The sequence below is a fragment of the Sphingobacterium griseoflavum genome (assembly GCF_014653155.1).
Taxonomy (GTDB): domain Bacteria; phylum Bacteroidota; class Bacteroidia; order Sphingobacteriales; family Sphingobacteriaceae; genus Sphingobacterium; species Sphingobacterium griseoflavum.
In genome coordinates, this window is sequence record NZ_BNAF01000011.1 from 166,798 (window position 1) to 193,052 (window position 26,255).

The following is a 26,255-nucleotide window of genomic DNA, read 5'->3' on the forward strand; positions in this document are numbered from 1 at the left end:
TTTACATGGCCTCGGCCACGACCTCTTCCACTTCAGGCACCATACGTTTGAGTAAACCTTCGATCCCTGATTTCAAGGTAATGGTAGAGGACGGACATCCGCTGCACGAACCCCGAAGTTCAACGGTAACCACGCCGTTTTCAAAAGCTTTATAAGCAATCGCTCCGCCATCTTGTTCCACGGCAGGACGAACATAGTCATGTAAGACCTGCTGTATTTTTACCTCCACTTCGGTGCCTTCAAAATTGACATCGTCGCTATGCTCAACGGGCTTCACGGAAAGTTCGGATTCGACAGCCCCCTTAACAAAGTCCTTCAATAGCGGCTCGATATCCGACCAGGCTACTTCTTCTGTTTTGGTGATCGTCACGAAGTTACTTGCGAAAAAAACACCCTCCACAAAGTTGAACTTAAAAAGCTCGCGCGCAAAGTCAGATTCTTGGGCCTTTTCTTTATTCGGATAATCCAAACTTCCGTTGATCAACAACTTGTTGACCAAAAACTTCATCGTTGACGGGTTAGGAGTGGATTCTGTATATACGTTGATCGTTGCCATAATTTCTTAATATTGAACAAATATAAACCAAAAGTCCCTCATACTAGTCATTTTCACGTCAAAGCTTACAGGCTAACGCCGGTGTATGTGCTTGGTGAGATGGCTTTTATTTCGGCTTTTATTGCTTCGGAGACATTTAGTCTATCCACAAATTGGGCGATTGTTTCTCGTGTCACCTGCGTATTCGTTCGCGTCAGGTCTTTGAGGGCTTCATAGGGCTTTGGATATCCTTCGCGGCGAAGGATGGTTTGTATGGCTTCCGCCACGACCGCCCAGTTGTTTTCTAAATCGGTTTGCAGAGCGACCTCATTGAGGATAAGTTTACGCAATCCGCGCAAGGTCGACTTGATCGCGATGATGGTGTGCGCAAAGGGGACCCCGATGTTGCGTAGCACCGTAGAGTCTGTAAGGTCGCGCTGAAGACGTGATATAGGAAGTTTTGCCGCTAAGTGTTCAAATAGCGCATTGGCCAGCCCTAGGTTTCCTTCGGCGTTTTCGAAGTCAATAGGGTTTACTTTATGTGGCATCGCTGATGAACCAATCTGCCCAGCGGTGATTTTCTGCTTGAAATATTCCATGGAGATATACGTCCACATATCGCGGCAAAGGTCGATCAGGATATTGTTGATTCGTTTGAAACCGTCACAACTGGCCGCAAAATTATCGTAATGTTCAATTTGCGTGGTGGTCTGGGACCGCGAAAGTCCCAATGCTTCATTGACGAAACGATTGCCGAAGGATACCCAGTCTATTTCGGGGTAAGCAACATGGTGGGCGTTGAAATTCCCGGTCGCACCTCCAAATTTTGCGGCATAGGGCACTTGCTTTAATCCCTCTAGCTGCTTTTCGATCCGTTCAATAAACACCTTTACCTCCTTGCCTAACCGCGTCGGTGATGCGGGTTGTCCGTGCGTTCGCGCAAGCATAGGTATATCGCTCCATTGCGCCGAAAGATCGCGAAGCTCGGTTAAGAGTTCTTGAATTTGAGGAAGGTAAACCTGATGGAATGCTTCTTTCCAGCTGTATGGAATGGCGGTGTTGTTGATGTCTTGCGAGGTCAAACCAAAATGGATGAACTCCAAGGAATCGTGGAGGCCTAACTTTTCAAATTCATGCTTGAGAAAATACTCCACAGCCTTAACGTCGTGGTTAGTGACCTTCTCTTTCTCTTTTATCCATTGTGCATCTTCGGTGGAAAAGTTTTGATAGATCTGGCGTAAGCGATCGTTGAGTGAGCCGTCAAAGTGCGCCAATTGCGGGATGCCAGACTGGCATAACGCGATAAAGTATTCTACCTCGACCAATACGCGGTATTTAATCAAAGCGAATTCAGAGAAATAGGGAGCCAGATCGCTTGTAGCATTATAGTAGCGTCCGTCGATAGGCGTGACAGCGGTTAAGGGCGATAAAGTCATGATCAAAATGAAAATAATAATATATAATACATGTCGCTATTGTACCGTTTTACCGTGGATAAGGATGTACAATACTTGGCAAAAATAAGAAAACTCGTCGACAAGGAGGTTAGAATGGGGGTATAAAAAGAAAAACCCACACATGGTGTGGGTTTTAAGTATCTTTTGAATGCGGTTCGGATTACTGAACGTTTTTCAAAGAATCAGCGATTGAATCACCAGTAGCTTTTACTGAATCAGCAACGTTGTTCAAAGAATCAGCGATAGAGTCAGTAGAGTTTTCTACTTCAGTAGCCAATGAATCAGCAGCTTGCTCAGATTTAGTTTCTGCACCACCACAAGCAGCGAAAGCGATAGTTAATGCTAAACCTAAAAATCCGAATTTGAATAAATTTTTCATCTTTTAATCTTCTATTTTAATTGAAACAAATTTGTTTATTTATCCTTTTATACCAGTAACCTAAAAAGGTAACCCTACTTCCAGAAAAAAAATAAAAAAAGCGAAATATTTTGATTTTCACCTCTTTAGCTTACGTTCTTCTGCTGAAAGCCGGGGCAAATATAAGACTGTTTTGCTGAATTGCAACAATAAAAAACAATTTTGATAAAAAAAATGTTACAACTATATAAAACACCGTATTGAACCATGATAAAGAAGCTGAAAAATATTATTCAATTATTGCGGACTGTGGACTTGGAACAGATTGAGAAGCTTTCACAAAAGGTTGATCTGCCTGCTGTTATGAAAGCCGTATCCAAAATGGAAGACAATCAGTTAAAAGGCTTGATGAAAATGCTGACCAGTTCAAGTAAAAAGCGGGAAGCACCGCCAATAGATGCTGATTTTTATGCTGTTGAAGCCAAGCTTTCGCCGGAGGATCGGGCGCTACAGTTGCGTATACGTACTTTTTTGGAAACAGAAATTAAGCCCATTGTCAATAAATATTGGTTGCACGATGAGTTTCCTTTTGAGATTATTCCCAAGTTGGCAGCGTTGAATGTTTGCGGTTATGTATATGAAGGTTATGGCTGTGCGGGTGGGTCGTCTCTCATGGACGGCATTATCGCCGCCGAGTTCGGCCGAATAGATCCCTCGATAGCTACATTCTTGGGTGTGCAAAGCGGCTTGGCCATGGGATCGATTTACCTTTGCGGATCCGAGGAACAGAAACAAGAGTGGCTTCCGAAAATGCAGCGTCTGGAAAAGATAGGTGCATTTGGCTTGACAGAGCCGGAGGTAGGATCAGCCACGGCAGGGGGACTCACCACCACCTGCAAGAAGACTGAAGCGGGATGGGTTTTGAACGGACAAAAGAAATGGATCGGCAACTCCACGTTTTCTGATATGACGATTATCTGGGCCAGGGATCTCGAGGATGGACAGGTCAAAGGGTTTATTGTCCGAAAAGAGAACCCCGGCTTTGCAGTGGAAAAGATCAAGGGCAAGATGGCGCTTCGCATCGTACAAAATGGATTGATCACACTGACCGACTGTCTGGTGCCAGAGAGCGATCGACTAACAGGAGCTAACAGTTTTAGAGATACGGCTAAGGTATTGCAGATGACTCGTGCAGGTGTTGCGTGGATGGCTGTAGGCTGCGCACGTGGGGCATATGAGAATGCGTTGGCATACACCTTGCAACGCAAACAATTTGGGAAACCTATTGCTTCTTTTCAGCTTATCCAAAACCATTTGGTGGAAATGCTCTCTAATTTAACAGCTATGCAAACCTTGGCTTTCCGTCTGTCCGAACTGCAGGACGAAGGTAAGTTGAAAGATGAGCACGCATCATTGGCGAAGGTGTTCTGTACTTTACGGACAAGGGATATTGTTTCCCGTGCACGCGAAGTGATGGGCGGAAACGGTATTCTGTTGGAGTACAATGTAGCCCGTTTTCTTGCCGACGCTGAAGCTATTTATTCGTACGAAGGTACAAAAGAGATCAATTCCCTTATCGTGGGGCGCAGTATTACAGGGTTCAGTGCTTTCGTGTAAGGCATAAACGAATGGTCATTTCCGGTTGTCTGGAAAAGCAGATGTGCTGAAAGTGGCAAGGTATTCAATGTGTCCGACATGCAATCGAAACGTCTGTCGATCGGATCGCAGAGAATGGAGATGTGGTAGATGTCGGCAAGATAACCGGAAACGCAAATAGGATGCAATAAAAAAGAATAGTCCGGAAACTCTCCGGGCTATTCTTTTTTATTGTGTCAGCAACCTTACTTCTTTTTCTGGTTGGCTTGTTGTTGGCGCATCATATCTTCCATTTTTTGCTGGAAAGATGATTTCTTCTGTACTTTCGGATTCTTTTTATTCGATTCGATCTTGGCGAGGATCTTTTCATCGTCAACAAACTGACGGATAAGTACCTGTGTTAAGAAAGTGAATACCGCAGCCAGGAAATAATAATAGTTTAGTCCGGCAGGGAAGTTGTTCAATACAAAGAAGAAAATCAAGGGCATGATATAACCGATGTATTTCATTTGATTATTTGCTGCACCCGATGTGGAATTGTTGTACCAAGTCGTCAATAAGGTGGTCAGGGTCATCAATACACACATTAAAGAGATGTGGTTGATACCGAAGATGGCCGGGAATGTAATTGCCGCATCGTAGGTAGACAAATCTTTAACCCAAAGAAAGCTTTCCCCGCGTAGCTCGAACAGGTTAGGGAAGAAAAAGAAAAAGGCGAGGGTAAACGGCATTTGCAGCACCAAAGGTAAGCATCCGCCCAATGGATTTACACCGGCTTGTTTGTAGAGCTTCATCTGCTCCTGTTGCAGCAGCATCGGGTTATCGTCGCCCACTTTTTCCTTTATTTCATCCAACTGCGGCTTCAATACACGCATTTTGGCCATCGACTGGTAGGATTTATAGGTGAGTGGGAAGAGTACGCCTTTCAGGAATATCGTTAAGACCAAAATGATAATCCCATAGCTCAGCGCAAATCCGTCCAAGAAGTCAAAAATTGGAACGGTGATAAATTTGTTGATCCAGCCCATTGGTCCCCATCCCATGTTGATGATTTGTTGGAAATCATTTCCTTGAGCCTTCAGGACTTTGTATTGGTTTGGTCCGAAAAAGAAATTAAAGGAGTATTGGTTGTCTTTTTGCGCAGCAAATTCGAGGTCAGCGCTAGCTTTGTAGTGCTTCACCACATGTGGAGCTGCATCCGCGCGAACATCGAGTTCTGTATTCGATAAAGGTTGATTGGAAGTCAATACTGCCGAAAAGAAATGCTGTTTGAAAGCGATCCAGTTCAATTTTTCTTCCGGTTTTTCATTATCGTCGCTTGTTTCGGAAAGGTGCTCCACAGCACCGGCTACCTCTTTGAAAAAGATGGTTGATTTTTCCCGTTCCGACTTGCCGTTGAGCTCTTTTTGAAGCAATGTGGTTTCCCAGTTTAGCGCTATGCTTCTGGTTTTGACATCCATAAGATTTTGGATACCCACCGCCTTTACGTCTAAGCCCAAGCTGTATTCATTCCCTTTAATGGAGTAAGTGTATTCCAGATATTGGGTATCACTGTAATTCAATCGGAAGGTAACCGACTGCGCATCTTCGCCGGTTACTGAAACACTGCTATTTTGGGGTGCAAAATTCAAGGTGCTGGTGTTGATGTTTTCACCGTTGGCTTTAAACGCAAACCCGAAGCTGTTGTAGTTTTCTTCCAAAATCATCAATGGCTTACCATCGTAGTTTGTTTCATCTTTCAGTTGGACCGATTTTATCTGTCCGCCTTTCGAACTGATTTTGGCGATTATCTTCTCATTTTCCAAGGTCAACACCTGTTCTTCACCTAAACGTGCGTTGCCAAAGGGTTGGCCCAGCACGGCGGCAGAGTCGATGACGCTTGGAACATTCGCCTTTAACGTGTCGGCCAATGGCGATAATCCTTCTTTGGCTCTTTTAATTGAATCTTGGAGTTTTTGTTCTTGTTTCAATTCCTGCTCGGAAGGTTTCATCAAATAAAACGAGCCTGCCAGAATTCCAAAAATCAGCACTAATCCAATTAGGGTATTTCTATCCATTTTTTATTTTTTTATTTACAAATTTCCTATCCTGTCGATCATTAACCTTTTTTGTTGGCTAAAGAAGCGGCTACAAAGCTAACAAAAAGTGGGTGAGGATTTGCCACGGTGGATTTTAATTCTGGGTGAAATTGTCCAGCGACGAAAAAAGGATGGTTTTTGAGTTCTACAATTTCGACCAATCCCGTCTTTGGATTTATGCCAGAGGCGACCATGCCAGCTTCTTCGTATTGTTTCAGGTAATCGTTATTGAATTCATAACGGTGTCTGTGTCTTTCCGAAATTTTTGATTTGCCATAAATACCAAAAGCTTTGGAGCCTTTTTTAATCTCACAGTCGTAGGCTCCAAGGCGCATCGTGCCGCCCATATTCTTGATCGTTTTTTGCTCTTCCATGAGGTTAATGACCGGATGTGCTGTTTTTTCGTCCATTTCAAAGCTATTGGCGCCTTGGAGACCAAGCACGTTTCTGCCAAATTCGATAACAGAACACTGCATACCCAAGCAAATTCCAAAGAATGGAATCTTGTTCTCGCGCACGTACCGTATGGCGGCAAGCTTACCGTCTAGTCCGCGTTCGCCAAAGCCGGGAGCCACCAACACACCGTTGAGGTCTTTCAGCTTGTCTTTGACATTTTCATCGTTTAAGCTTTCTGCTGCTATGTATTTTACTTTCACCTTGGTCTCATTGTTTGCTCCGGCATGGATAAAAGCTTCGGTGATCGATTTGTAGGCATCGGGTAGCTCCACGTATTTTCCGACCAGACCAATTTGCACTTCGTCCGTAGGGTTTTTCAATTTTCCCAAGAAAATTTTCCAGCTTTCCAGATCAGGTTCCTGCTTGGTAGATAACTTCAGCTTAGTAAGTGCCGTTTTATCTAAATGTTCCCGCAGCATATTGAGTGGAACATCATAAATCGTCGTGGCATCTATAGACTCTACTACCGCATTGATGTTGACGTTACAGAATTGTGCCAGTTTTTTTCGGATATCTTGGTTGAGTTTATGTTCCGTACGGCAGACGAGGATATCCGGTTGGATACCGTACTCCAGCAATGTCTTTACCGAATGCTGCGTAGGTTTTGTTTTTAGTTCGCCAGCTGCGGCCAGGTAAGGAACCAATGTGAGGTGGATCACCAGCGAGTCGCTGTTTCCCAATTCCCAGCGCAATTGTCTTACGGCTTCTATGAATGGTAGCGATTCAATATCGCCCACGGTTCCGCCCAACTCGGTAATGACGATGTCATACTCGCCGGTTTGGCCAAGGAGCTGCATGCGTCTTTTTATCTCGTCAGTAATATGCGGAACAACTTGTACCGTTTTGCCGAGATAGGCGCCGGCACGTTCCTGCTCGATAACATGTTGATAAATCCGCCCTGTGGTTACATTATTTGCCTGAGAAGTCGCCGCATTGAGAAAGCGTTCATAATGTCCGAGATCCAAATCGGTTTCGGCACCATCTTCGGTTACATAGCACTCTCCGTGTTCGTAAGGATTTAATGTTCCTGGATCGATGTTGATGTAAGGGTCGAACTTTTGGATGGTTACTTTAAAACCGCGAGCTTGAAGGAGTTTGGCAAGCGATGCTGCAACAATGCCCTTTCCCAACGACGAGGTTACGCCGCCCGTAACGAAGATATATTTACTCATAGCAATAATGGAATTTCAACTATTTTGGATCGAAAAAACGACCGCAAATCTGCTTTATGTACGGGATACAAAGGTAAGTTTTTTTGCAGACTAACCGAAATTTAAATATGGATTATCTGTGGCCTTCTGTGGGAACGCGCGGATCCTTGATCAGCTTATATTCCCTGCAAGATACCATACAATGATACCTCGCAGGGAAAAAAATTATTTCATGGCGCGTAATAACTGGATGGTGGCAGGGTCGAAATCTGCTTCACCAAATAAGGAGATGCCGGCAGCGCCGTGCTCTTTGGCAAGCGTGATACCGGTTTTCAGCTCTTCCAGGTTTTTAAAATCCGGGAGATAAAGGCCCGCATACAATGGATATTTGCCCTGTAAACTTTGGACACCCTCTGCTACGGCAGTCCCGATCCAGTGTATCGGCTCCTTGTAAAAGCCGTGGTATATCATCGGGAACACACCAGACAGGTTCCAGCTTGGCCAGTCTTGACGTACGATTCTCCGGGCAAGGTCTGGGGTGGGAAACACTGCGGCAGTAACCGGTTTTTTGTATTCCTCGGCTGCTGTGCATATGCGGTTTACGATTTTGGTGATCTGCCCATAGCGGAATGAACGCCACGAAAGGCTCTGTTCCGGACGCTCAACCTGGTCGATGTCTATACCTGTTTCCTTCAGAAATGCCGCTTTGCTAAATTCGCTGTAGCAAAAATCGTAATCCGCCAATTCGGTCGATTGATCAAGGTTATAGTTTTGCCATAGATTTACCGGCAGCACCACATCGGGATAGCGGATGTAGTCCAGGTGTAAGCCGTCAACATCTTCCTTGGCCAGCTGTTCGCGAGCTTTTTCTTCCAAGTATTTGGGCACATCTGGATGCGACGGACATAGGAAGCGGTAATAGCCTACATAGGGCGGATGGGTAGCGCAAGATTTTCCTGAACGGCTCACAGCATAATATTCGGGATGGGCGGCAAGTAATTCTTTCTCGCCGCGGTTCATGGTCCACATCCAACGGTGCGTTTCCAGTCCGTGTTCCTTTGCCAGCTGGAAGTGGCGTGGGTTGTAGTCTTCAAAGAAGATTCCCCGCACACCGGCTTCCCGGTATGTTTTATACCGCTTTTTCAGTTGCGACTCGGTGTCTTTCGCATTCGGCCTTGCCCACAGCCAAAAGTCAAATAACAAAGGTTGTGAGGGCGTTTGCGGTGCGGCCTGCAAGGTTTTGCCGCCCACTTGAAGTGCCGCCAGACTGAGGCCGGCCGCTTTGATGAAGTTTCTTCTGCTATTCATGCACGGTATGATAATTTCCTTCACTATCCAAGCTGACGGTAATTTCCGTCATTGGATCGGTTAAGGTGAGTTTGTAAAAGGATTTAGCTTCATTCAGTAAAAATGTGTGGGACCAGGTGTTCATGGCCGGTAGCAGTAAGCTTTCATAGCCCGGTAGCCCTGCTATTGTAGTGGCGAATTGTTTGTTTTTCCTATGATATACCTGTTGTAGGTAGAAAATGTTCCATGCAGCTTGCTCCAGTCGGAAATCCGGCGGCACAGCGGGGTTTGGCGTGGTAGATTCTACAAATTTGATAAAGCCCCAGCGTTCGGGGTGGTGCATGTTGATGACACCGATGGGCGACCACACCCAGTTCTCTTCGTCCAGGAACTTGCCACCATCTTTCCGACGTTGATATACGTTGTCCTGCACCTCATGTTGCCATTGTACGCGAGAGAAATTAATGCGCCAGTAGCTTCCAACTTTAGGAGGCATTTTCCGAGCGAACGTAGTTAACGAGTGGAAGGGAATGGCCATTTCCACCGCCCAAAACATATCGGTATCATTTGCGTTGTTGATGGAGCCGGCTACATGCACGGCGGATTGGAGGCCTTTAACATCCCAGTGCATGACCGCATCGCCACCCAAACGGTATGCTTTGGGCATCATGAGATCCATAACGGTATTTAAGGCGTTTACTTCGATTTCGTAGTATAGCGGCTGATTGTCGAAGGGCTTTAAAAATACCTCGAAGTCATTATTATGGTAGATGATGGCGTCGCGTTTGCGGATATCGCCCCAGACATGGGGCTCTTCCAGTTGTGCGTAAATATACAGGTGCTGGTCATCCCACAGCATTTTCACTTTGCTGTTCAATGCTGGTTTCTTTTTGCTTGCCCCTTCTATATCAACGAAATCATCGCTCCAAGGTGCCTGTTGCCAAGCCTCCTCATCTGCTTTTCCGTCAACGTTGATTTGGCTGCTGATCTTTTTTGCAGCGTATACGCTAGGTGTCGATTGCATGCGTGCAATATCATCTGCTGTTTGCGCCGATACGGCGGATGAAGCAATTAAAAACGCGCTACTAAGAGGAAAGGCTATATGTTTTATCATTTTCGAGGCTGAAAATACGTAATTACGCCTACAGAAAACATATGTAACATAAATTTTGTATTGCTGCCTTGCTGCGGTAATTTATCACGATGGGGTTGTCGCTATGCGGGCAAGCAATAAAAAAAGCTTCTATCTGCGGATAGAAGCTTTCTCGTATGTTTGAAGAAGTTAGCGGGATTATACGCGTCTCGTTTTGATACGGGCAGCTTTACCAGTAAGGCCACGCAAGTAAAATAATTTTGCGCGACGTACTTTACCGTAGCTATTAACTTCTATTTTTTGAATGTTTGGTGAATTCACAGGGAAAATACGCTCAACACCGATACCGTTGGACATTTTACGAACGGTAAAAGTAGCATTCACACCTTCGCTATTTAACTGGATAACGACACCTTGGTACACCTGAACACGCTCTTTGTTTCCTTCGCGAATTTTATAATGAACGCTGATGGTATCTCCGGCTTTGAAAGCGGGATTTTCATTTTTTACGACCGCTTGTTCTTCTACAAATTTTACTAAATCCATGATTTTGAGTAATTATTAACGATTTATATCCTGTAAAAATCGGACTGCAATATTACAGCTTTTTTCTAAATAAAAAAAATACTTTTCAAATAATCTGCGCACCTTTTTACAAGTGCGTGCAAAGGTAGTGAAAATAAACAAACTACGAAGAGGATTTTTACTTTTTTTAGCGAGCATTTCGGATACAGTAGGAATTAAACGATAAATTATCTTGCAATCAATGAAGCGTTTAGCAGGGTACGTTAAAAAAAAACTTGACAGCAATAAATTATGCTGTATATTTGTGCCACACAAAACAAAGGTGATACCTTTTCGGGGTGTAGCGTAGCCCGGTATCGCGCCACATTTGGGATGTGGAGGTCGTAGGTTCGAATCCTGCCACCCCGACAAAAAAAGCTCGACGAAAGTCGGGCTTTTTTTGTGGTTGGCATATTCGAACCGTGGTTCGATCCGTTGGAGCTTCAGGGTTTGTGTTGGGGGCTTGCGGGGCTGAAGCAATCCTGCCACCTCGATGAAACTGCACAGCAGAAAACGCCTGTACAGCAAACAGGAGGTGCTCGACATGATGAACATGACGGAAATCACCTACCGCCGCAACCTGAAGAAAGGATTGCTGAACCCGATACGCATAGCTGGGGTCGACCTGTATTTTGAGGAAGACCTGATCGAGGCCATGAACGAAAGCCGGCGCAAAGGCAAGCTGTGAACGCCGTACAGGAGCAGCCCAAACCAGACCTAAACCTCAACCTATTCCTTTGCCTAGCCTCAAGCTGCCTACACCTTTTTGAAGCGGCCCTAACCCGCGGGTGCATCGCCTTCCGTTTTTCTTGCGTAGCTGATCGACGTGCTTTTGACAACCATCAACACGAGTTTGACGGTGAAAAAAGGTTTTTCTTCATCCAGCAGATGCGACCTGATGCTTGCTTGCACCGCGCATGCACTGGACAATGTGCCGCAGATGGATGATTGGTTTGACCAAGCAGATGACGGCATCAACCTGATGCTTGACTTTCCCGCGCTGAGGGTCATCAACGTCTACCTGATGCTTGCTTACGGGAGTCATTCACCTGACGACGCCGACCAGATGGATGTTTGGTCGACGCAAGCAGGTGAATGGTTGCCGCTGATGGGCATCAATGGGATGCTGTCACGTGAAGCGCTGAACCTGATGCTTGACAAAGCCACGTTGATGCTTGCCGATGGCAACCTGATGGATGAAGATGCCCTGCATTTTGTAGCCTTTTTGATCAAATCCGATCAAATCCGATCAATTTCGATCAAATCCGATCATTTTTTCATTCGGTGGTCTACCTCTTCCTATGTTTGTTTTGTCGCTGGGCGGGAAAGCCAATGGTTCCGTTCGGGGAAGGAGCTCCCTCCGAAAAGATGGACCGGTTGATTTAACGATTTCCAGGGACAGCTATAATGATGGCTATTTTTTTATAAAGCGCTCGTCGGCTTTACAAGACTGAAAGACGATGAGCTCATGGTATTGGCGAGAACGGTTCTCGGTGCCATGACAGACCATGCAAATAGAAAATGCTTACAATTATGGTGTGAGCAAAGCGTTATAATTTAAGTTCTTCGTTGGCAATAAATTTAAATCCTCTCCAGATCGGAAAAGAAAAATTGGTCTTTCGTGCGATTGGGATATAGATTTTTTTACGCTATTTTGGGTGCTATTCGATAAGAACGCAGTAGAACTAAATAGAGATATTATTGTATCACTCGAGCCTAGTGAGGGCGAAACGGTTTATTAGCTCAATCAAAGAAAAGGAAATGACAGAACTACCTAATTTTACAATTCAAGCTAACGGAGATATTTCAAAAGAGTTTTTGAAAAGAGGTATCCAGTCTTTTTCTCAAGCCACCCACTATATCCAAAATATCGATTATGGAAGGAATTCAAATAAAGACGACCTAACAACCATTTTTATTGATAACAAAGGAACATGCAGTACAAAACACGCTCTCTTAAAGCAATTGGCAAAAGAGAACGAAGTTGAGGATATCAAGCTTATTCTTGGAATTTTCAAGATGAATGCTTTAAATACGCCGAAGGTTGAAAATACCTTGTCAAAGAATCTTCTGCAATACATTCCCGAAGCACATACTTACCTGAAATTTGGCAATAGTTATTTTGATTTCACTAAAAGTGGCTCATCGCCAAATGACTTTATAAATGACTTGCTTTTTGAAACAGAAATCCAGCCAAATGAAATTAATCAACATAAAATCGAAATACATAAAGTATTTTTGGATAACTGGCTTTATAAAAATAGTAATATAGACTATTCGCTTGAAGAACTTTGGAAAATAAGGGAGCAATGTATCCAAGATTTATCAGAATAGGCCGAATAACTCAGATAGATATAACAAAGAATTTAAGAATGAAAATTAAAAATTTGACTTTACGAACCAACAAATTTCAAGAGGTTAAGGATTTTTATTCCAAAATTTTAGGTTTGGAAATCAATGATGAAACAGATGATACATTTAGTGTGAAAATTGGCTGGTCGATATTGAAATTTAAACAATCTACAGAGCCTTTTCTGTATCATTATTGTTTTTTAATCCCATCAAATAAGTTGCAAGAGGCTTTACACTGGATGGAAGAACGGGTCGATATTGTTGAGTTAGAGAGCGGGGAAAAAGCGGTTAACTTCGAAGATTGGAATGCTGTTTCTTTCTATTTTTATGATGGAAGTGGGAACATTTCGGAATTTATTACCCATCATGATTTAGGGAATGATATAGATAAACAATTCGATATTTCTGATGTGTTGGGTATAAGTGAAATGGGTATTGGGACCGACGATATCAAGAAAGTAAACTCAATTTTGGAAGAAAAATGCCAAACGAGATTATGGAAGGGAGACTTGAGAAGATTTGGTGCTAACGGTTCACCTGAGGGGAAATTTGTGTTGGCTAATTATAATGAAAAAGAGACTTGGTTTCCGACTCAAATAAAAATAAAACCTGTTCCTTTTGAAATAGAAATTGAAAATAATGATAAATTATATCGATTAGAATACACCGGTAGAGAGTTACGAAAAAGACAAACTGGATAGCACTAAATCCCCCCTTGGCTCATTTGTGGCTTGCGAAACGACCACATTCATCACCACCACGCAACGTTCTTATTGCTGATGTTTGCTTTAAAGGAGGTTTGATAGTATCAAACTATAAATTCAATAGGTGAGCGGACGGCATCAAGGGAATTGTCTGATTTGGTTGAAAAAGAGGTGTTAATAAGTTCGGAAACAAAAGGGGCAGGGTCATATTTCTATTTGACCAACAAATAACGCCGAAATAACGCCACGATAAAGCCAGAATGAAGCCAAGTCGTTTTCCCCCTCGCTCATTAGTGGCCTGCGGAATCCCACCGCTCTTGCCCGTGGCTGTTCTCGCTTTGGGCATTTAAGGGTTTGGTTTGGCGACCTAATTCTATGAAAAAAGAGGATTGCTGTTAGCTAGTAATTTTCGTGTCTTTATGATACCAAAGTACATGGACTGATTGGAAAAGGTTCTATCAGGAAATACTAATTATTTTTTGTTCTGTTCTGCCGCGATTCAGCGATACCTGAAATATACTTAACCTTTTCAATCTTAGCAGAACAATTGTTAAACTTATCAATATACTTATCCGTTCCGAAATTATCAATAGGAATATCTGAATAACCAAAATCTTTCTGTACAGAAATAAAAGGATGAAAAACGTACTTATTTGCAGTCATAGACGAAAATTTTAAATCTGCCGCATCCGTTTCATTGAAATCAGCAGTTAACATTTGATCAAAGAAACGGTTATAAACAATTGTAAATTGGGTGCATTGAAAACTACTAATCCAACATAGATGATCATTTGCAGGAATAACCTGTTCCGTGCTAGAAATTCCACCAAGAATTAAATCCGCACCAAGGAAACTTCCTTGAATTATTGCATCAAAAAGTATTTTACTTTGATATCCGTCACAGAATACGTGGTCATCTTCACAAATCAAGATTACTTCATCATCCCGTTCTACCGCCAACTGAACTACTTTTTGTATGCTTTTCCAAAGTCCCATAGCTCCATTCGAATCTTTTATTGCTTTTACTATGGTGACATCAAACTCTGTTCGGCCAGCAAATTGTTGTTGTATATGAAGCAATCGATCGGATCGATGAGGCAAGTTAATTATATATGTTGGTAACTGAATGTCGGTATCAACAGCAATTTTATCAAATATTTGTTTCGATCGCTGAATGTGTGTAATAACATTTTTTATCGATTGCCATCTTTCATTTGTTATTTCAAACAAACGCGAGACTATAGCTGGCGCGTTATTTTTTGGTGTAACGTCAGAATAACCAAAATCACGTTGAATAGACAACATAGGGACAGAAACAAAAATTTTATCAGAAAGATTGCACATCCACTTATCGGTGATATCATCTTGTTCGAAGGGAGAGTCTAAAATGCGTTCAAAGAATGAAGAGTATATAATTAAAAATTGTGTTCCTGTAAAATTATTCACCCAATATAGATCATCTTCAATATGCACTCCATAGTCAAACCAGCTCACGCCCCCTAAAAAGGCATCTGCATTATACTTTCGCAGACGCTTAAGATAGTTTATGAAGACATCTTTATTATAAAAATTGGTAAATTGATGATCATCTTCACATATGAGAACAAAAGGCAGCTTTTGTTCATGTGCTTGATTTATAATGGTATATAGTGATTTGTAAAGGCCAATGGCCGGTATAGTGTCCTCAATAGCATTAAAAAACTTTATATTAAATTCGGGGCGGCTAAGAAATTGCTCCTTTACATATACTTTCCTATCCTTTCTTTTTTCTAGATTAATAATATATGTAGGTATTTTATTGGAATACATATGAAAAGTGATGTTGTTAAGTTTAAAGAATATAAAATTTTCTTTGTAATACTTTGATTATCCTATGCCATCTATTCATATAAGAATCAACATTACTTATTCTAGAAGACCGTTAATCATCTCTTTTACTCTGTCATTTCCGGGAAAGGCTGAAAATTTATTAATGAGTACGCCCTCTTTGTTATATAACAGATAGGACGGAATATACTCAAAATCAAAATGTTTCATCAGGTAATTCCATTGAGATTCTGTCAAGTAATAATGCTCGTCACCTATTCCAATTATTCTCTCTTCCCACAGCTTTTTTGGTGAAGATTCATTTGTGAGATACACAAACACGACATCCTTATCGCGAAAATCACCCTTTGTACTTCTGAATTGTTTGATTGCATCCAGACATGGAGCACACCATGTTGCCCAAAGGTCAATAAATACAACCTTGTTCTTATATGTAGCAACAATAGCCTCCATGATCTTGTTTTCTTGCACAGAATGGACATCATTGACGACAACAGGTGATTTTACTTTGTCCAGTTCCAAAACCTCTTGGTTTTTCTTCAATAGAATTTTCGCTATTTCATCATTTTTCCAATAACGGGCTATATTCTCTTTTTGTTTTTCGCTTAGCGGTTTCACCTGCACATTTAGTTGTCGGCCATAGGCATTGGCCGCTAAAATATCATAATATGGACCGTCCTCAAATCCGACCAAATCAGCTAAAATAGCTTTCACGCTTGCCAACCAGGATGGGATATCGTTTTCTCCAATAACTGGAATTCCCAAAACTTCGTTTCGAAGAATTAAATCCTGAAATTCAGCGAATGTGAAGGTTTGGAGGTATTGCGGATCATTGAGGCTAAAGTCTTTCAAAAAACGAAAATATGACCTATCAATCTTCTGAATTTCAGGTGTATTGACCTGATCACGAGTTGCGTTACGATAATTACGCTTCATCTGTCTTTCGTAATCGAAGACATCTCCCGTATATACGAATAAACGATAATCTTTAGCTATAAACCCTTTAAACTCCTTGGAGAATAATTTATCGTTATCTACGAATTGTGCCAATCTTTTAGATACAGTACTTTGAACAGTATCCAAGAACTCATCTGCACTTACATTATACAAATGTGGGTATTTCCAATTTGGGTCATTAGGTCTATAATCAATCATTTTGTTTAACACCTCCATGCTTTGTATCATATCGTACTTATTCATGTCAGGCGTAACCTCAATGTTTTTGAAATCACGGTTTGAGTTATAAGCTATATCAATGTAAGTAGAATCATTATTTTTTGATCTGATTATAAGTGACTTGCGTGGATTTATACTTGTATACAAACCAATAACAGAACTCTCGGTTTCCATATCAAAGTCCAGTGAGAATTTGCCCGATTGGTCGGCGAGAATTTCTTTTCTAACATTTTCTCCGGAAACTGGATGTACAACGGTAATAGTTACCGTAATGCTATCCTTATCTTGCCCGTCAGGAGTGGTGATTCTTCCTGTTATTTTGGAAGTACCGGCGACGATGGTTGTTGTGTCTGTATTTATCTCTGTTGTCTGGTTACACGACGAAAAGAACAAAATACTACATACGAAAAGACGTTTTATTTTAATCATTGTTGTCTTGATTTAAATCCCGGCAAAATTTTAAAAATTCTGCCGGGATAAAGTGATTAGGTAAATAAAGTATCTGCGCAATACAACTCACTAGCCATACGGTGCCGACAATATCCTGAGTAAGACATGCCTTGATAGGTCCACGAACAAGGATCATACTCTTTCTTGCCTACACAAGCGGTCATCTTAGGATTAGGGTCGCTTGGGCCAGATCCAGTAGCTTCCATACATTGATTATGTGGATATGAAAAATAATACCCATTGTTACAAACACACTTAGAGAGGAGTGAATCATAATGTGCGTTTGCTCCACAATACTGTTCGCTTCCAGTATAACCAGCAAATACCTCCTTCAACTCCTTTCTGGAGAGCTGCTTTACTTCCTTGAGGTTTAAGTTTTTTAATGAAATCTTTTTCATTGGATTTGTTTTTATTTATGACTTGTAAGCATTATTGCGGCCACTTTGGTGAGCCGTTCCCCTATCATTGCCTGCTCCCGGAGTCGGCAACAATGTTTTGTATCTTTTCTTCTACCTTCCTTTTGTATTGAACAGATGAAAGGTGTCTCGAACTCGGCATAACTGTGCTGCCTTTGCGTGTAGCAGCAGATTCTATTCCACATGCAAACATTCTGTATTTTAGTGCAAGCACCGATGGGAACTCAGATTGGTTCTCCAACGTATCGGGCAGGTCAAACTTTGTAAAGTTGACGTTTAGTCCCTGTAACAGATAATAACAGGTCTTGAAAAGGTTATTTTTTCTTTTATCAGAGGGTAAAGATTGTGTTTCCATAAAGCATTTATATCTGGTTATTGGTTTAAAGTTAATTAAAAATATTTTTGGAACAATATTTTTAAAAGTATATTTTTAATTTGCCTACATTTGGTAAAATATATATTCATCAAGCAATACATAAGAATTTTTTGCTTTTGGAGAGAAAGTCGTTTAAAGGTTTATTTAAAAAAACTTCCCTTTGTTGGGGATATTAAATATGATAGACCAGCATTACTGACTGCGTATTATTTGACGCTTGTTTAAAATAAAAATTAAATGCGACATATCCTTATATTGGCCTCTTTGCTCTGCCTAATCAATATCGCCCAGACCCAGATTCCATTGCATCTGGATAGCTGTTTTATGCGTTTGCAATAAGAGCCGAAACGTTTTCTTTACTGCGCGAATACCAATAATAAAAGGTGGCCTCATTTTATCTCTTTTTCAGCGCGGTATCGTTTCGTGCTCATACCGCTTTGTTGCCAGTCTGCTATCATAGCAAACATCTGCACTCTTTTTTCTTCTTTACTCATATAGTAGAGCTCCACATTAGGCATCGCTCAAAAGATATGTACTTGATAGGGCGGATACAAAGGTATGGCTAGAGGTGGTCGCCAGGAAATAGCCGCTTTAGTTAGATGGTGAACATGGCTGTTCGACTTGATTGGTTACGAAGGGTTCATTTGCACAGTTCCTAAAGCATTTCGATAAGTTAGAGCGAGAAAGATCCCCGTTGTATCCAACCAACAAATGAATGGCTATCAAACAGAGACTGCCACAATCTGCAGAATAGAGAAGAACATAACTTTTCATATTGCCGGATATACCTCTGCCACTACGGTGACGTTGGGAAACGGGAGTCAAATAGAAAGTGTGTTCAAGATGCTCGGAGATACTAGTATCCGCACTACGGAGGTCTATGTGCCGGTAGTAGATAAAAAAATGTGCGAGGATGTGGAGAAGCCTATTAATCAATTTTAATATAGCGTACCCATAATTGTGGGTTTTTGTAAAAATTGCTAATTTGATAGCACATTGGTCGACAGGTGATTTTAAACAAAAAATGCCCCGTAGATAGACGAGGCGCTAGATGTTTTCACAACGGAATAATCCTTATTGTGAATTGCTTTCATGACAAAGATAGGGAATATAATGAATTGCCCAATTATGGGTAACCGTAAAATATCAAAGAAATTAACGATTAAATTTAATTGGAAAAAATAGCAAGTTATGACTAAGACTATTCTCGGACTGGATCTAGGTACCAATTCTATAGGTTGGGCGTTAATAAGACAAGACTTTGATAAAAAAGAGGGCGAGATACTCGGTTTAGGTAGCCGCATTATCCCCATGTCACAGGAAATTTTGGGAGAATTTGGAAAAGGAAATTCTATTCCCCAAACAGCTGCACGTACAAACTACCGAAGCATGAGACGGCTTCGAGAACGTTTCCTTCTGCGCCGCGAAAGATTGCACCGCGTGCTACATATTCTTGAATTCCTCCCTCAGCACTACAGCATGCAAATAGATTTCGAAAAAGCTTTGGGAAAGTTTATCAACCAATCCGAACCGCAGATCAGCTACGATAAATCATTTGTTTTTATGGCATCCTATGAGGAGATGCTTCAAGATTTCAAGGGAAGTTCCTGCAGTCGCCTAATAGATGAAAATGGACAGCAGCATTTAATTCCTCACGCTTGGACGCTGTATTATCTACGGAAAAAAGCGATTAGTCATCAAATCTCAAAGGAAGAATTGGCATGGATATTATTAAACTTTAATCAAAAAAGAGGCTACTACCAACTACGTGGTGAAGATGAAGACGAGAATAGTAATAGATCGGTTGAATTTCATTCTTTGCGTGTCGTTGACGTTACCTCTGATCCCGAGAGAAACAGCAAAGGTGAAATTTGGTATTCTTTTATATTAGATAATGGATGGATCTACAGACGATCAAGCAAAGTTTCTTTGGAAGATTGGAAGGGAAAGATAAAGGACTTTATTGTTACAACCGATTTAAATGATGATGGCTCGATAAAATTAGATCGCGATGGACAAGAAAAGCGAAGTTTTAGGGCGCCCGGACCAGATGACTGGACCTTGCTGAAGAAAAAAACGGAGTCAGAAATAGACCAATCCGGCCTTACGGTAGGCGCCTACATTTATGATCATCTATTGCGGGATCCAAAACAAAAAATAAAAGGCAAGTTGGTGCGTACTATTGAGCGGAAGTTTTATAAGTCTGAATTGCGACAAATTCTAACCAAACAGGCTGAATTTCATCCGGAGTTTCGGGATCAAGATCTATTGGCTGATTGTGTCAGGGAATTGTACAAGAACAATGAACAACATCGCCAACAATTGGAAAGCAAAGATTTGTCAAATCTTTTATTGAACGACATAATTTTTTATCAGCGACCGCTCCGCAGTCAAAAATCAGGAATTGGAAAATGTAATCTAGAATATAAAGTTTACAAAACCAAAGATAAATATGGTAAGCTTTTACGCGATGCGGAGGGTAAATTGATCGAGAAGCGGGTTTATGCACGGGCAATCGCAAAATCTAATCCGTATTACCAAGAATTTCGGCTGTTGCAATGGATCAGCAATCTGGCTTTTTACCAAAAAGATAATGATGAACCGATCACGGTGCATTTAATTCCTGATACAGAAAGCTATGAACGCCTATTCGATTTCCTAAAGGGAAAAAAAGAGATAAAGCAAGACATGTTGATCAAGTTTCTATTGGGGGAGAAAGGGTTAAAAGGAAAAGATTTGATCAACGAAAGCGCCAGATTACGATGGAATTATGTAGAAGATAAGGCATACCCCTGTTATGAAACCAGAGCGCTTATCAATACTCGCTTAGATAAAATTAGTGATCTTCCACAGGATTTTTTGAACCCAGAGAAAGAATTAGGCCTTTGGCATATCCTTTATTCCGTAAATGATAAAATCGAGTTTGAAAAAGCGCTCAAAACCTTTGCGCAAAAGAATGGCTTGAACATAGATGAATTTGTTGCAGCTTTCAGAAAATTTCCGCCTATCAAAAGTGAATATGGAAGTATTTCTGAGCGCGCAATTAAGAAATTGTTACCATTGATGCGGTTCGGATCTTATTGGAGCTGGGACATGATTGACGAAGACACGAAGAATAGAATCGGGAAGGTAATAACGGGTGAATATGATGAGAAAATAAAAGTGCGCGTTAGGGAAAAAGCACAATACCTATCAACCGAACATGATTTTCAGAAATTACCCTTATGGCTAGCTCAGTACATTGTTTACGATCGTCATTCCGAAGCCGGCGACCTTCAAAAATGGACTTCTACATACGATATAGCTCAGTTTTTAAATGATTTTAAACAGCATTCCCTCCGAAATCCCATCGTCGAACAAATCGTTACGGAGACACTCCGTGTTGTAAAGGACATTTGGAGCACATATGGTTCAGCAGCACCCGACTATTTCTCTGAGATTCATATTGAATTAGGAAGGGAAATGAAAAATCCTGCAGAAGAAAGAAAGCGTTTAACAAATGCTATGACCGAAAACGAAAACACTAATCTACGCATCAAATCGTTATTGGCAGAGCTTGCTTATGATACCGAGATTGTAAATGTTCGTCCCTATTCTCCTATGCAACAGGAGATTCTAAAGATATATGAAGAGGGAGCATTGAATTCGGGCGTCTCGGTTGACGAAGATATCTTGAAGATAAGCAAAACGGCACAACCATCCAGCTCAGATCTAAAACGCTACAAATTATGGTTGGAGCAAAAATATCGTTCGCCCTACACTGGTCAGCCGATACCGCTAAGCAAGTTATTTACAGCGGAATATGAAATAGAACATATCATACCGCAAAGTCTATATTTTGATGATAGCATGAGCAATAAAGTTATTTGTGAATCCGCCGTCAACAAGCTGAAAGACAACAGAATGGGTTTGCCGTTCATCAAAGCCCATCATGGTCAGGTTGTCGACTGTGGATTAGGAAAACTTGTGAAAATATTTGAGATAGATGACTATGAACAGTTTGTAGAAAACTGCTATGCTAAAAATCGAGGCAAAAAAAATAAACTTCTGCTAGAGGATATTCCCGAAAAAATGATTGAGCGTCAACTCAACGACACGCGCTACATCAGCAAGTATATCACGGGGCTTCTATCAAATATTGTTCGTGATAGTCGAGAAATCGGGAAGGATGACGGTGTTAATTCAAAATATGTATTAACGGGCAATGGAAAGGTAACCACGCGTCTCAAAAAGGATTGGGGATTAAATGATGTTTGGAATGATTTGATTTTACCGCGTTTTGAGCGAATGAATATGATTACAAATTCGACATCATTTACTGTGTGGAATGCAAATCATCAAAAATATTTGCCTACGGTACCGATAGAGCTTTCCAAGGGATTTTCAAAAAAACGCATCGACCATAGGCATCACGCTATGGATGCGCTTGTGATCGCTTGTACAACCCGTGATCACCTCAACTTGTTGAATAACGAATCTGCCAGAAACAACGCAAAACGACACGATCTTAGCCGAAAACTGCGTAATTACGAAAAGGTAGTGTATACGGACTCTAGGAACGGAGACCAGATCGCTCGTGAAATTCCCCAAGATTTTCTGAAACCTTGGAACAATTTTACGACAGAGGCGCGTACAGCACTCTCCAACATTGTGATAAGTTTCAAACAGAACAATCGGGTTATCAACAAAGCGACAAACTATTATGAAAGCTTTTATGATGAAGACGGAAACCTGAGATTAGATAAAAACGGTAAAGCGACGAAAGGTTTGATTGCTCAAAAAGGAGTAAACTGGGCTATTCGGAAATCGCTGCATAAAGAAACTGTTTCTGGCAAAATCAATCTACAAGGTGTTAAACTTCCAAAAGGTAAGATATTGACAGCAACTCGGAAAACATTAGATGCATCTTTTAATCTCAAATCGATCCAATCCATAACAGATACGGGGATACAGAAGATTCTGATCAATTATCTACATGTAAAAGATAACAAATCCGAAGTTGCTTTTTCACCGGAAGGGATTGAAGAACTGAATCAAAATATCGCATATTATAACGATGGAAAAAAACATCAGCCGATCAAAAAAGTAAGGATATTTGAACAAGGAAGTAAGTTTTCGCTGGGGGAAAGCGGAACAAAGAAGACGAAATATGTAGAAGCTGCCAAGGGCACAAATCTATTTTTCGGCGTGTACGTCGATAACCAAGGAAAGCGCAGCTATGATACAATACCGCTAAACATTGTTATTGAGCGGCAAAAACAGGGAATCCGGCCCGTCCCAGAAACTAACGAAAAGGGACACAGACTTTTATTTTCCCTGTCACCTAATGATCTTGTGACGATTGCGCCAGAAGAGCGAGCTGACAGCGAGCATACACCATTTTCAGATAATATTTATAAACTGGTGAGCTTTACCGGCAGTCAAGCTTTTTTTATCAAACATGATGTCGCCATTTCCATTGTAAATAAAGGTGAGTTCTCAACGCTTAACAAATCTGAACGCTCTATTGAAGGACTAATGATCAAAGATATTTGCCAAAAGGTTAACGTAGATCGCCTAGGTAAAATCCTTAAAATCGAGCCATGATCAAGCGAACACTTGCGTTTTCCAATCCAGCTTATCTTTCCCATAGTAATAAGCAATTGACGATTACTTTTCCTGAAAAAGAGAAGGCAATAGTTACCGTTCCTATCGAAGATATTGGTGTACTTGTTTTAGAGAATCAACAGATCACTATTTCGCACGGATGTATCGCAGCGCTATTGGAAAAAAATGTTGCGATTATTTCCTGTGACCGATCTCATATGCCGACGGGGTTATTTCTTCCCTTGGATGGGGGAAGCACACAGACAGAGCGATTCCGTTATCAAATTGAAGCATCGCTTCCGTTAAAAAAGCAACTATGGATGCAAACGATTCAACAAAAAATATATAATCAAGCGCGAGTTTTGGAAAACATAGGTGTTGAAGTTGATAACATGAAAAGGTGGTCTAGATCCGTCCGTTCTGGTGATCCCGACAATTTTGAAGGCAGGGCTGCTGCTTTTTATTGGAGGCATATTTTTAGTGAGTTTACCGATTTTTACCGAGGGAGAGCTGGACAGCCTCCAAATAACTTATTGAATTACGGTTATGCGATCTTAAGGGCTGCAATTGCTAGAGCACTGGTTTCGTCTGGCCTACTACCGACATTGGGTATTTTTCATCGGAATAAATATAATGCATATTGCCTTGCGGATGATATTATGGAGCCTTATAGACCCTATGTTGATCAAATGGTCTACAATATTCTATGTGATAAAGGACTAGGTGGGATTGCGGAGTTGACAACAGATATTAAGAAAATATTACTGCAAATTCCCGTACTGGATGTACAGTTTGAAGATAGCACAAGTCCTTTACTAATTGGTGTATCGCGAACTACTGCTTCACTGGCTCGATGCTTTGAAGGGTTGAGTCGAAAGATAATATATCCTGAAATTTAATGGACTGTTGGAGCGCTTAAATCAATATCGAATTTTGTGGGTCTTAGTTTTTTTTGATTTGCCTACGGAGACAAAAAAAGACCGTAAAGAGCACGCTCGATTTCGTAAAGGAATTATGCAGAATGGTTTTACGATGTTTCAATTCTCGATGTACATCAGACATTGCAACAGCAGAGAGAATGCCAATGTTCACTTAAAGCGTGTTCGAAAACTTCTTCCTGAAAAGGGAAAAATTGGAATCTTAACAATCACTGATAAACAATTTGGAGAAATTGAACTTTTCTCTGGCTTGGAGATTACCAAAAGGCCTGATACACCACAACAACTAGAATTGTTTTAAGATTAGGAACGTTAAAACTGCTTTACTATAAAAAAATCCAGAGGTTTCCTTCTGGATTTTTTTATTTCTAAAAAATGATATAACGAATTAATTATCAGTCAGATAAATGAAGGTGTGGTGTTGTAAATATCGTTAAATCAAAGAATGAAAGCAATTCCCAACTATGTCCCATAACGCGTGATCTGTTTCGTGGTGTTGTAAATATCGTTAAATCAAAGAATGAAAGCAATTCCCAACAAGTTTTCGAGGGTAAAGCCGAATATCTTAGGTGTTGTAAATATCGTTAAATCAAAGAATGAAAGCAATTCCCAACAGGATATAAGGACGTTAGAGCAAGGTGGTAGGTGTTGTAAATATCGTTAAATCAAAGAATGAAAGCAATTCCCAACGCAAACAGGTCGTGGACAAATCTATTAATAGGTGTTGTAAATATCGTTAAATCAAAGAATGAAAGCAATTCCCAACTACGGGTACCGGCATACTGATCTATGTCCGGGTGTTGTAAATATCGTTAAATCAAAGAATGAAAGCAATTCCCAACTGGTATCGCCTCGATCAAACAACCAGGAGCGGTGTTGTAAATATCGTTAAATCAAAGAATGAAAGCAATTCCCAACAGCGCGGCAGACGACGACGATCTACCATTCGGTGTTGTAAATATCGTTAAATCAAAGAATGAAAGCAATTCCCAACGGTCCGGAATCGGTTCCTTTAAACCAAAACGGTGTTGTAAATATCGTTAAATCAAAGAATGAAAGCAATTCCCAACGAATAGGTTTATTAATGTACGCCAACTTCTGGTGTTGTAAATATCGTTAAATCAAAGAATGAAAGCAATTCCCAACATGGATAAATATATTAAATAATAAACTATGGGTGTTGTAAATATCGTTAAATCAAAGAATGAAAGCAATTCCCAACTCTGTAAAGATACAACTAGGTAATGGTATTGGTGTTGTAAATATCGTTAAATCAAAGAATGAAAGCAATTCCCAACTGTATGCCATATATAATAATATTAGAACAAGGTGTTGTAAATATCGTTAAATCAAAGAATGAAAGCAATTCCCAACACGCGTTTTATAGAGGGAAATGGAGTAAACGGTGTTGTAAATATCGTTAAATCAAAGAATGAAAGCAATTCCCAACGTTGTAGGTTTGTGTCATTGTTAAACGAAAGGTGTTGTAAATATCGTTAAATCAAAGAATGAAAGCAATTCCCAACTATTTGGGGTAATGCTTTAATTCAGCAAGGGGTGTTGTAAATATCGTTAAATCAAAGAATGAAAGCAATTCCCAACATATTAACTGATGCATCACGACAGTATATGGTGTTGTAAATATCGTTAAATCAAAGAATGAAAGCAATTCCCAACAGGTACAATGAAAGTGATTTTGTTGCCCTAGGTGTTGTAAATATCGTTAAATCAAAGAATGAAAGCAATTCCCAACGGTATTAAGTCAACAGCAGATTTATGTAAAGGTGTTGTAAATATCGTTAAATCAAAGAATGAAAGCAATTCCCAACTGTTTCTCCATTCAGTACGAAGTATG

Annotated in this window: 20 protein-coding genes, 1 tRNA gene and 1 CRISPR repeat array; of the genes, 10 read left to right on the forward strand and 11 right to left on the reverse strand. The window is 40.9% G+C overall.

Annotation, left to right across the window (positions count from 1 at the left end; translation table 11 throughout):
* Window position 1: 1 nt before the first annotated feature.
* The 3 genes from IE165_RS14905 to IE165_RS14915 form a co-directional block, all read right to left on the reverse strand.
* Complete coding sequence (locus tag IE165_RS14905; RefSeq protein WP_189627439.1) at window positions 2-556, reverse strand: NifU family protein; 555 nt, start codon at window positions 554-556, stop codon at window positions 2-4.
* 65 nt (window positions 557-621) lie between these two features.
* A complete protein-coding gene (gene purB, locus IE165_RS14910) occupies window positions 622-1,971 on the reverse strand; it encodes an adenylosuccinate lyase (RefSeq protein ID WP_189627440.1) in 1,350 nt (449 codons plus the stop codon).
* 181 nt (window positions 1,972-2,152) lie between these two features.
* The gene (locus IE165_RS14915; RefSeq protein WP_189627441.1) at window positions 2,153-2,371 is read right to left on the reverse strand and encodes a hypothetical protein; all 219 of its coding nucleotides are present in this window, start codon (window positions 2,369-2,371) and stop codon (window positions 2,153-2,155) included.
* Between the two features lie 246 nt (window positions 2,372-2,617).
* Between IE165_RS14915 and IE165_RS14920 the strand changes: the two genes are divergently transcribed.
* Window positions 2,618-3,967, forward strand: a complete 1,350-nt coding sequence (locus IE165_RS14920; RefSeq protein ID WP_189627442.1) for an acyl-CoA dehydrogenase family protein — start codon at window positions 2,618-2,620, stop codon at window positions 3,965-3,967.
* Between the two features lie 224 nt (window positions 3,968-4,191).
* Here IE165_RS14920 and yidC read toward each other — a convergent pair whose 3' ends face one another.
* The 5 genes from yidC to rplS all read right to left on the reverse strand — a co-directional run bounded on the left by yidC (window position 4,192) and on the right by rplS (window position 10,557).
* Complete coding sequence (gene yidC, locus IE165_RS14925; RefSeq protein ID WP_189627443.1) at window positions 4,192-6,003, reverse strand: membrane protein insertase YidC; 1,812 nt, start codon at window positions 6,001-6,003, stop codon at window positions 4,192-4,194.
* A 41-nt stretch (window positions 6,004-6,044) separates the two neighbouring features.
* Complete coding sequence (gene pyrG / locus IE165_RS14930) at window positions 6,045-7,652, reverse strand: CTP synthase (RefSeq protein ID WP_229826576.1); 1,608 nt, start codon at window positions 7,650-7,652, stop codon at window positions 6,045-6,047.
* A 204-nt stretch (window positions 7,653-7,856) separates the two neighbouring features.
* A complete protein-coding gene (locus IE165_RS14935) occupies window positions 7,857-8,939 on the reverse strand; it encodes a family 10 glycosylhydrolase (protein WP_189627444.1) in 1,083 nt (360 codons plus the stop codon).
* Entirely contained in the window at window positions 8,932-10,032 is a 1,101-nt protein-coding gene (locus tag IE165_RS14940) for a carbohydrate-binding family 9-like protein (RefSeq protein ID WP_189627445.1), read from the reverse strand. The genes IE165_RS14935 and IE165_RS14940 overlap by 8 nt, the downstream gene beginning before the upstream one ends.
* Before the next feature lie 177 nt (window positions 10,033-10,209).
* Window positions 10,210-10,557, reverse strand: coding sequence for a 50S ribosomal protein L19 (gene rplS / locus IE165_RS14945; RefSeq protein ID WP_189627446.1), 348 nt, complete (start codon window positions 10,555-10,557; stop codon window positions 10,210-10,212).
* A gap of 313 nt (window positions 10,558-10,870) precedes the next feature.
* Between rplS and IE165_RS14950 the strand changes: the two genes are divergently transcribed.
* The 5 genes from IE165_RS14950 to IE165_RS14970 all read left to right on the forward strand — a co-directional run bounded on the left by IE165_RS14950 (window position 10,871) and on the right by IE165_RS14970 (window position 13,628).
* Window positions 10,871-10,944: transfer RNA gene (locus IE165_RS14950), tRNA-Pro, on the forward strand.
* A gap of 124 nt (window positions 10,945-11,068) precedes the next feature.
* On the forward strand, window positions 11,069-11,263 hold the full coding sequence (locus IE165_RS14955) for a hypothetical protein (protein WP_189627447.1): 195 nt from the start codon (window positions 11,069-11,071) through the stop codon (window positions 11,261-11,263).
* A 210-nt stretch (window positions 11,264-11,473) separates the two neighbouring features.
* On the forward strand, window positions 11,474-11,956 hold the full coding sequence (locus IE165_RS14960) for a hypothetical protein (RefSeq protein WP_189627448.1): 483 nt from the start codon (window positions 11,474-11,476) through the stop codon (window positions 11,954-11,956).
* A gap of 380 nt (window positions 11,957-12,336) precedes the next feature.
* Window positions 12,337-12,909: a hypothetical protein gene (locus tag IE165_RS14965; RefSeq protein WP_189627449.1), complete on the forward strand. Its 573-nt coding sequence runs from the start codon at window positions 12,337-12,339 to the stop codon at window positions 12,907-12,909.
* 38 nt (window positions 12,910-12,947) lie between these two features.
* On the forward strand, window positions 12,948-13,628 hold the full coding sequence (locus IE165_RS14970; protein WP_189627450.1) for a VOC family protein: 681 nt from the start codon (window positions 12,948-12,950) through the stop codon (window positions 13,626-13,628).
* A gap of 471 nt (window positions 13,629-14,099) precedes the next feature.
* Here the strand turns inward: IE165_RS14970 and IE165_RS14975 are convergent, their stop codons facing one another.
* The 3 genes from IE165_RS14975 to IE165_RS14985 all read right to left on the reverse strand — a co-directional run bounded on the left by IE165_RS14975 (window position 14,100) and on the right by IE165_RS14985 (window position 17,482).
* Complete coding sequence (locus IE165_RS14975) at window positions 14,100-15,440, reverse strand: glycosyltransferase family 25 protein (protein ID WP_189627451.1); 1,341 nt, start codon at window positions 15,438-15,440, stop codon at window positions 14,100-14,102.
* Between the two features lie 96 nt (window positions 15,441-15,536).
* The gene (locus IE165_RS14980; protein WP_189627452.1) at window positions 15,537-17,063 is read right to left on the reverse strand and encodes a TlpA family protein disulfide reductase; all 1,527 of its coding nucleotides are present in this window, start codon (window positions 17,061-17,063) and stop codon (window positions 15,537-15,539) included.
* 56 nt (window positions 17,064-17,119) lie between these two features.
* Window positions 17,120-17,482: a hypothetical protein gene (locus IE165_RS14985; RefSeq protein WP_189627453.1), complete on the reverse strand. Its 363-nt coding sequence runs from the start codon at window positions 17,480-17,482 to the stop codon at window positions 17,120-17,122.
* Window positions 17,483-18,587: 1,105 nt separating this feature from the next.
* On the opposite strand from IE165_RS14985, the gene IE165_RS14990 reads away from it, so the two are divergent.
* The 4 genes from IE165_RS14990 (at window position 18,588) to cas2 (ending at window position 24,701) form a co-directional block, all read left to right on the forward strand.
* Window positions 18,588-18,818: a site-specific integrase gene (locus IE165_RS14990; protein WP_229826577.1), complete on the forward strand. Its 231-nt coding sequence runs from the start codon at window positions 18,588-18,590 to the stop codon at window positions 18,816-18,818.
* 249 nt (window positions 18,819-19,067) lie between these two features.
* Complete coding sequence (gene cas9 / locus IE165_RS14995) at window positions 19,068-23,462, forward strand: type II CRISPR RNA-guided endonuclease Cas9 (protein ID WP_189627454.1); 4,395 nt, start codon at window positions 19,068-19,070, stop codon at window positions 23,460-23,462.
* Window positions 23,459-24,361, forward strand: coding sequence for a type II CRISPR-associated endonuclease Cas1 (cas1, locus tag IE165_RS15000; RefSeq protein WP_189627455.1), 903 nt, complete (start codon window positions 23,459-23,461; stop codon window positions 24,359-24,361). Before cas9 ends, cas1 begins: the two co-directional genes overlap by 4 nt.
* 34 nt (window positions 24,362-24,395) lie before the next feature.
* Complete coding sequence (gene cas2 / locus IE165_RS15005) at window positions 24,396-24,701, forward strand: CRISPR-associated endonuclease Cas2 (RefSeq protein WP_262891182.1); 306 nt, start codon at window positions 24,396-24,398, stop codon at window positions 24,699-24,701.
* Between the two features lie 116 nt (window positions 24,702-24,817).
* Window positions 24,818-26,229: direct repeats of the CRISPR family, unit length 46 nt; unit sequence GGTGTTGTAAATATCGTTAAATCAAAGAATGAAAGCAATTCCCAAC.
* Window positions 26,230-26,255: the final 26 nt, after the last annotated feature.